Origin of the sequence: Halomonas sp. MMH1-48, from assembly GCF_022348105.1 — a bacterium.
In the GTDB taxonomy this organism is placed as follows: domain Bacteria; phylum Pseudomonadota; class Gammaproteobacteria; order Pseudomonadales; family Halomonadaceae; genus Vreelandella; species Vreelandella piezotolerans.
The window spans coordinates 25,571-32,647 of sequence record NZ_JAKRFL010000027.1 but is presented as its reverse complement, the minus strand read 5'-3'; the positions used below and the strand labels follow the sequence as shown (position 1 = coordinate 32,647).

The following is a 7,077-nucleotide window of genomic DNA, read 5'->3' as shown; positions in this document are numbered from 1 at the left end:
ACGCCTGACGACCATAGCACGCGTGAACCACCTGATCCCATGCCGAACTCAGAAGTGAAACCGCTTAGCGCCGATGGTAGTGTGGGGTCTCCCCATGCGAGAGTAGGTCATCGTCAGGCACTTATTACGAAACCCCGGCCATCTGGTCGGGGTTTTGCTTTTTAGGGGTCTCCCCCTGAAGAGTAGCGGAGCGCCGCCCGCCGGGTGGCCGGCCCGAACATAATCAGGCACTTATACCGCAAAGAACCCAGCCAACCGGCTGGGTTTTTTGTTTGTCCATCGATCCCGTCGTTTTATGTCAGCCTTTTTATGTCAGAATGTGCACTCCAAGGAGGAGCGCTATGACACAAATGCAATGGGATCAATTACTTTCCCCTCGACGCCTTCACGATAAACGAACAGACAGCACCCGAGAAATTGGGCGCAGCCCCTTTCATAAAGATCATGATCGCATTGTTTTTTCTGGCTCTTTCCGACGCTTGGGCCGTAAAACCCAGGTTCATCCTCTGACGGAAAATGATCATATCCACACGCGTTTGACTCACTCCCTCGAAGTTGGCTGCGTTGGCCGTTCGCTGGGGATGATCGTCGGTGAACTACTGCGTGACCGTCTCCCCGATTGGATAACGCCTGCCGATCTTGGTGTCATCGTGCAAACCGCGTGCCTTGGGCACGACATTGGTAACCCGCCCTTTGGTCACGCCGGTGAGTACGCTATCCGCGACTGGTTCCGTCGCGCCCAAGGAAGCGGGCTTCTGGATGGTCTGTCCGAGGCCGAGCGTGAAGACCTGTTGACCTATGAAGGCAATGCGCAAGGCTTTCGGGTGATTACCCAGATCGAGTACAACCAGTTCAACGGTGGCATGCGCCTATCGGCCGCCACCTTGGGCACACTGCTGAAGTATCCATGGACGGTGCGCTATGGCGGGCGAGCGGGTAAGTTTGGCTGCTATCAGTCCGAACAGGCGCTGTTAACCGAGGTAGCAGATGCGGTTGGGTTACTTCCTCAAGGGGAGCAGCGCTGGTGTCGCCACCCGTTGGCTTGGCTTGTCGAAGCGGCAGATGATATTTGCTACGCCTTGCTAGACCTGGAAGACGGTCTGGAGATGGGCATTTTGCGCTACGAGGAAGTGGTCGAGATTTTGCGCCAAATTGCCGGTGAGTTCCCACCGGAGTATGCCGAGATGCAGCGTAAAAATGTCTCGCAACGCCGCCGTATTGCCTTGCTCAGGGGCGCTGCCATGGAGCGGGCCGTGAATGATGTAGGTGCGGTATTCGTGCAGCATGAGCAGGCGCTACTCAGCGGTACCCTCAGCGAAGATCTGTTAGAGCTGTGTCACCCGGATTTGGGCTGGGGGGTGCAGTCGGCCAAGCAGCTGGCTCGTGAGCGGATATTTCAAAATGAGCGTAAGGCAAAGCTGGAAATTGGTGCCTACACCACGCTGGGAATTTTGTTGGAAGCCTTTATCGGCGCGGCTCATGAGTTGCATCACACGGGCCACAGCTCTTTCAAACACCAGCGGGTACTGGCACTGATCGGTGAGAACACGCCACTGCCGTCATGGACGCTCTATGACAGCTACCGTCGCATGCTGGACTTCATTGGGGGGATGACCGACCACTATGCAGTCGATCTTGCTCAGGAGATGGGCGGGCGGCTGCGCGGCGATTGAGCCCGGCCCTCACACGGATGGCTGGCGAAGGTGTTTGAGTTCCATCAGCCGTGCCCGCTCTAGCAAAATATGGATAACCTTGTCATGAATGGCATCGCTCATTTGCCCAGGCGTGAGCTCCGTCAGCTGGCGTGCCAGCTGTTCTCCGCTAACGACCAGAATGTCCGGTGAGGCCTCGCTGGTGTCGATCTCCCAGCCCGGCAGCACCAGAACGCCTTTTACCGGTACGGGCACGCCGCAACGCCGTTCGAGCCACTGGCTGAGCCAGCTAACGCCCTGGCGCGTTTTATGTAGGGGTCGCCGCTCCTGCCAATGGGGGAAGCGCAGTCGCTCACGCTCGACTGCGACGCAGTTCAGCTCTTTGCCATCGCTGCCAATGGCCAGTGCCCTTGCGCGAGTTTCCACGACGAACACGCCATGGGGCGTGACCACGACATGGTCGATGGTAAAGCTATCCGTGGGAACGTCGTGAAAGACGTAATAGGGATGCGCCTCGGGACGTACTAAACGCTCCAGCTCTTGGCCCACGGCAAGTTCGCAGGCAAGACCGAGCTTCAAGCGGCGAATGCGCTGATAGTCACGCACCAGCAGCAGTGAAAATGCCAGCACCAAGAGCGTGCTCAGCAGCCCATATAGCGCCCATTCGACCCAGTCCTGTTTATCGACGAAGAGCATCCGTCCCATACCATAGACGAGCGGTGCAAGGCTGACCAAGGGCCCCAATGTACCGTTAAGAAACAAGCTGGAAAAGGCTTGATCGAGCCTGTGACGCAGCGCTTGGCCCGGTTCGCGCAGCGGTGCATCGAAAGGGGAGTGAACGCGGGCATCGTGAAGGCTACGCAGGGCTAATACGATGCCGCCCATGGCTGCCATGGGAAACAAAAAGATCAGCGGTAGCAGGTATTCCAACCAAACCATTGTCGTGCCTTGCCCTTTCGCCAGGAGCTGAGAGTATGCGTTGGACGCGTCAACCGCCAGCCAATTTCACTTGATAACCCATTGAGGTTAAGGCATCGCGCAGAGTTTCGCGATGGTCACCCTGGATTTCTATGACGCCCTCTTTGACAGCTCCACCGGTACCGCAGCGCTGCTTGAGGGTTTTGGCGAGTACTTTGAGTTCTGCCTGAGTCAGAGGCACGCCGCGGATGGTCGTGACGCCCTTGCCTTTTCGGCCGCTGGTTTCACGGCGGATGCGCACGATACCGTCCAGTTCGGCCAGGCGCGCTTGTTCGCTGGTGTCTTCACAGCGACAGTCATCGATCGGGGCCCGGCAGTCGGGACACGTCTTGCCATGCTCAGTGGAGTAAACGAGGCCACCGAGCTGATCACGTAATGAGGCCATACTATTTCTCTGTTGAGTGATGGGGCATTGCCGCCTGCCATCGCTCGTGAGTCAGTTGTTCAACGACCGCAGGTAGCTGATACATGTTGCTAATCATAATAGCGCCTTCCGGCGTTGCCTCGGCATCGGGAAAGCGATTCAGATGAATGACGGTCATACCTGCCTGCAGGGCTGCCTGTACGCCAACGAGCGCATCATCAATGGCAATGCAGTCGTGTGCCGCAAAGCCCATGATACTGGCTGCGTGAAGATGTAAACAGGGCTCTGGCTTCCAACAGTTGGCGGTGTAGCCGCTAAACAGCCTGTGACCGAAATACGCGCTGAGGCCGGTGGCGTTCAACGCAGTGCGGATCTTGGTTTCAGGTCCGTTGGAGACGACGGCACTGGGGTAATGTGCCAAGGCGTCGAGCGACTCCCGGGCGCCGGGTATGGTGGTGAGTTCGCGGGCAAGACGCTCAGCCAAGTTGGCGCGCATGGTTCGCTCCATGCGGTCCAAGCGTTCGCCATCGACTTCGCCATGACGCGTTTGCAGTTCTGCCACGATGCGTCGGAAGCGGGCACCTCGAAACTCCCCTAAATAATCGGAAGAGGCAAATGGCAGGCCCACCGTGTTGAGGCCACGAGCCATCTCTTCGGCCAACAAGGGTTCGCTATCGACGAGAGTGCCATCACAATCAAACAGCAGAAGTGGAAGCGGCATGAGAGTTCCTTGCAGCGTGACAAGCGCTACTCACGTTAGTTTAAGCCGACTAGGCCACTATTGAACGAGATTTTTCGAGCTTTGTGAACACTGTTTTATAATTTTTTACAGTGTGTCTGCTCAAGGGAAGCGCTGCCCGCTACGGATATGATGGCAACGCTTCAGTTTTCAGGCACTCCATGTGAATCGCTATGAGACCGGCTATAGTAGGTAGGCGACGCCGCAATAACCATAAAATGGAGATATATATGCGACTTACCCCTTGGTTCCTATCATTAGTGGTGGGCACTGTGCTCATGACCTCTGCGGGCAGCGTATTGGCAGAGCCGGAAACCGACGCCAGTAGCGAGCAGCACCAGGCGCTGGATGATGCGGCTCTGGAAGAGAAATACGGTATCAAGGCCGGTGCCGTTCAGCGTGATGAAGCCACCGAAACGGCGGCAACGGAAGAGTCGGAAGACACTGCTGACAACGGTAGTGAAGAGCGTGACAACACCGAGGGTGGTACCGGCGGTACCGGAAGCGCCGAGGATGCCATCGAGAACGGCGAGGATGAGCAGAGTAACGACGATAACGAGTGACCGCGCTTAGCGAGAAAGGCGTCGTGAGTTGGCGCTGCTGCGTCGATGGTAAGGTTGCATGGCTTTCTGGCTGGTAATCCACCAGGGCGCATAGCGCCCGCTCATGGCGTTTAGCAACGCTTTTTGCACCACAAGGCCAGCTTCCATGCTGGCCTCCATTTTTTCAGTCACCATGCGCTGATTTTCTCGCATCATGGAAGGGCTAAAAAAGGGCTGTGTTTGCCAAAGCTGTTGGCGTCTGGCGATGGTGGACAATGACGAGCTCCACAGCTCCATCCCCATCATGCTGGCTTTCCACAGGTCGAATAGGGCTGTCGTAGTGTAAAAAGAGGGTGGAGAGTGCTTCATGGTGAGACCTATCTGATGAGAAATGATGGCTGACTGTCTTTAGTCATAGTCTATTTTTGCTGCATTGCAATAAAAAAGGCGGCCTGCAGGCCGCCTTTATATAAAGGGTGTACCGTTTATTTGATTTTGGGTGCCAACTCGCCGCGCTCGTAGCGCTGGAACATTGCTTCCAGGCTGATCGGTTTGATTTTGCTTGCGTTGCCCGCCGTGCCAAACGCTTCGTAGCGGGCGATACAAAGATCGCGCATGGCGCTGACGGTCTCTTTCAAGAATTTGCGCGGATCGAATTCCGACGGATTCTCCGCCATGAAGCGACGCACGGCACCGGTGGAGGCTAAGCGCAGGTCGGTATCGATGTTGACCTTGCGAACGCCGTGCTTGATGCCTTCGACGATTTCCTCGACCGGGACGCCGTAAGTTTCTGGGATCTGGCCGCCGTAGCGGTTGATCACTTCCAGCCACTCTTGCGGAACGGAGGAGGAGCCATGCATGACCAGGTGGGTATCCGGAATGCGCGCATGGATCTCTTTGATACGCTGGATGGAGAGGGTGTCGCCGGTCGGCGGCTTGGTGAATTTGTAAGCGCCGTGGCTGGTACCAATGGCAATCGCCAGCGCGTCGACCTGAGTCGCCTTGACGAAGGCGGCGGCTTCTTCGGGGTCGGTCAGTAGCTGTTCCATGTCCAGCTTACCTTCGGCACCAATGCCGTCCTCTTCACCGGCCATGCCGGTTTCCAGGCTACCCAAGCAGCCCAGCTCGCCCTCGACCGATACGCCACAGGCGTGGGCCATCTCGACCGCGCGACGGGTAACGTCGACGTTGTAGTCGTAATCCATCGGCGTCTTGCCATCTTCGCCTAGCGAACCGTCCATCATCACGGAGGAGAAGCCCAGCTGGATCGAGCGCTGGCAGACAGCGGGGCTGGTGCCGTGATCCTGGTGCATGACCACCGGGATGTGCGGAAACTCTTCCACCGCCGCCAGAATCAGGTGGCGCAGGAAAGGCGCACCTGCATATTTGCGTGCGCCAGCGGAAGCCTGCACGATCACCGGAGAGTCGGTGGCATCGGCGGCTTCCATGATCGCCCGCATCTGTTCGAGGTTGTTGACGTTGAATGCAGGGATGCCGTAGCCGTATTCGGCGGCGTGGTCGAGCATCTGGCGCATGCTAATTAAAGCCATGGGGTCACCTTGTCGGTTGTCGGTGTGAACGGGTGCAGTGAGCGTGTAGTGTTATCGTGTCGCTTCAGCCGCGCTTTGCTGCGGCTTCTAATGCGGCTACCGCCGGTAGCTGTTTGCCTTCGACGTACTCTAGGAACGCGCCGCCGCCGGTGGAGATATAGGAAACACGTTCGGCAATAGCGTACTTGTCGATAGCGGCCAGGGTGTCGCCACCGCCGGCAATCGAAAACGCGCTGCTCTCGGCAATGGCATGCGAGAGCACCTCGGTGCCTTTGCCAAATTGATCGATTTCGAAAACGCCCACGGGGCCGTTCCACAAGATCGTGCCGGCGTCTTTCAGCAGGCTGGCCAAGTGGGCGGCGGTGTCTGGGCCGATATCCAGAATCATCTCGTTATCGGCCACTTGGTCCACCGGCTTGACCACTGCATCGGCGGATTCCGAGAACTCCGTTGCCACGACGACGTCCGTGGGCAGCGGAATGGAGACTTTCTCCATCAGCGCTTTGGCTTGACCGATCAGGTCGGCTTCGTAGAGCGATTTGCCCACATTATAGCCCGCCGCTGCGATAAAGGTGTTGGCGATCCCGCCGCCGACGATGAGCTGGTCGCACTTGTCAGAGAGGGCGGTCAGCACGTCGAGCTTGGTGGAGACCTTGGAGCCGCCCACGATAGCCGCCATTGGGCGTGCTGGGGTTGCCAGTGCTTTCTCCAGCGCGTCCAGCTCTTGGGCCAGTAGCGGTCCTGCACAGGCGGTGGGTGCAAAGCGGGCGACGCCGTGGGTGGAGGCTTGCGCACGGTGGGCGGTGCCGAAGGCATCCATCACGAATATGTCGCAGAGCGCGGCGTACTGCTTGGCGAGAGATTCGTCGTCTTTCTTTTCACCGCTGTTGAAGCGTACGTTCTCGAGCAGTACGACATCGCCGTTGTCGAGCGTAGGGGCGGTGTCGAGGTAGTCGGTGATCAGTTTGACGGGGCTGCCCAGCAGCTCGCTCAGATGCTCGGCCACAGGGGCGAGCGAAAACTCATCGGCGGGTTCGCCTTCCGTGGGGCGGCCGAGATGGCTCATGAGCAGCACTTTGGCGCCGGCTCTGGCCGCTGCTTGAATGGTCGGCAGCGCGGCGCGAAGGCGGGCATCGCTGGAAACACGGCCGTTTTTGATTGGCACGTTCAGGTCTTCACGAATCAGCACACGCTGCCCTTCCAGGGGCAGGTCGGTCATTTTTTGCACGTTCATGTGAGCGGTTTCCTCGTG

The 7,077-nt window shown here is 58.0% G+C and carries 8 protein-coding genes and 1 rRNA gene; 3 read left to right on the top strand and 6 right to left on the bottom strand.

The window, feature by feature from the left end:
- Positions 1-3 precede the first annotated feature (3 nt).
- Together rrf and MHM37_RS16155 are read left to right on the top strand one after the other, a co-directional pair.
- Positions 4-119: ribosomal RNA gene (gene rrf, locus MHM37_RS16160) — 5S ribosomal RNA — on the top strand.
- Positions 120-341: 222 nt separating this feature from the next.
- Positions 342-1,673 carry a deoxyguanosinetriphosphate triphosphohydrolase gene (locus MHM37_RS16155; protein WP_139528578.1) on the top strand — a complete coding sequence of 444 codons (1,332 nt, stop codon included), beginning with the start codon at positions 342-344 and terminating at the stop codon, positions 1,671-1,673.
- Between the two features lie 9 nt (positions 1,674-1,682).
- Here MHM37_RS16155 and MHM37_RS16150 read toward each other — a convergent pair whose 3' ends face one another.
- From MHM37_RS16150 to MHM37_RS16140, 3 genes are read right to left on the bottom strand one after another with little or no spacing between them, the layout of a single operon-like run.
- Positions 1,683-2,591, bottom strand: coding sequence for a nuclease-related domain-containing protein (locus tag MHM37_RS16150; protein ID WP_139528577.1), 909 nt, complete (start codon positions 2,589-2,591; stop codon positions 1,683-1,685).
- A gap of 49 nt (positions 2,592-2,640) precedes the next feature.
- Positions 2,641-3,015, bottom strand: coding sequence for a translation initiation factor Sui1 (locus tag MHM37_RS16145; RefSeq protein WP_139528576.1), 375 nt, complete (start codon positions 3,013-3,015; stop codon positions 2,641-2,643).
- A 1-nt stretch (position 3,016) separates the two neighbouring features.
- The gene (locus tag MHM37_RS16140) at positions 3,017-3,715 is read right to left on the bottom strand and encodes an HAD-IA family hydrolase (protein WP_139528575.1); all 699 of its coding nucleotides are present in this window, start codon (positions 3,713-3,715) and stop codon (positions 3,017-3,019) included.
- Between the two features lie 248 nt (positions 3,716-3,963).
- Here MHM37_RS16140 and MHM37_RS16135 point away from each other — a divergent pair, with 248 nt between their 5' ends.
- The gene (locus MHM37_RS16135; protein WP_139528574.1) at positions 3,964-4,296 is read left to right on the top strand and encodes a hypothetical protein; all 333 of its coding nucleotides are present in this window, start codon (positions 3,964-3,966) and stop codon (positions 4,294-4,296) included.
- Positions 4,297-4,302: 6 nt separating this feature from the next.
- On the opposite strand, the gene MHM37_RS16130 is transcribed toward MHM37_RS16135, so the two are convergent.
- The 3 genes from MHM37_RS16130 to MHM37_RS16120 form a co-directional block, all read right to left on the bottom strand.
- The gene (locus tag MHM37_RS16130) at positions 4,303-4,644 is read right to left on the bottom strand and encodes a hypothetical protein (RefSeq protein ID WP_139528573.1); all 342 of its coding nucleotides are present in this window, start codon (positions 4,642-4,644) and stop codon (positions 4,303-4,305) included.
- 116 nt (positions 4,645-4,760) lie between these two features.
- Entirely contained in the window at positions 4,761-5,825 is a 1,065-nt protein-coding gene (gene fba / locus MHM37_RS16125; RefSeq protein ID WP_139528572.1) for a class II fructose-bisphosphate aldolase, read from the bottom strand.
- 64 nt (positions 5,826-5,889) lie between these two features.
- Positions 5,890-7,059: a phosphoglycerate kinase gene (locus MHM37_RS16120; RefSeq protein WP_139528571.1), complete on the bottom strand. Its 1,170-nt coding sequence runs from the start codon at positions 7,057-7,059 to the stop codon at positions 5,890-5,892.
- Positions 7,060-7,077 lie beyond the last annotated feature (18 nt).

Coding starts and splice junctions, on each gene's coding strand:
- MHM37_RS16155 (WP_139528578.1), top strand. CDS start 342: ATGACACAAATGCAATGGGATCAATTACTTTCCCCTCGACGCCTTCAC.
- MHM37_RS16150 (WP_139528577.1), bottom strand. CDS start 2,591: ATGGTTTGGTTGGAATACCTGCTACCGCTGATCTTTTTGTTTCCCATG.
- MHM37_RS16145 (WP_139528576.1), bottom strand. CDS start 3,015: ATGGCCTCATTACGTGATCAGCTCGGTGGCCTCGTTTACTCCACTGAG.
- MHM37_RS16140 (WP_139528575.1), bottom strand. CDS start 3,715: ATGCCGCTTCCACTTCTGCTGTTTGATTGTGATGGCACTCTCGTCGAT.
- MHM37_RS16135 (WP_139528574.1), top strand. CDS start 3,964: ATGCGACTTACCCCTTGGTTCCTATCATTAGTGGTGGGCACTGTGCTC.
- MHM37_RS16130 (WP_139528573.1), bottom strand. CDS start 4,644: ATGAAGCACTCTCCACCCTCTTTTTACACTACGACAGCCCTATTCGAC.
- fba (WP_139528572.1), bottom strand. CDS start 5,825: ATGGCTTTAATTAGCATGCGCCAGATGCTCGACCACGCCGCCGAATAC.
- MHM37_RS16120 (WP_139528571.1), bottom strand. CDS start 7,059: ATGAACGTGCAAAAAATGACCGACCTGCCCCTGGAAGGGCAGCGTGTG.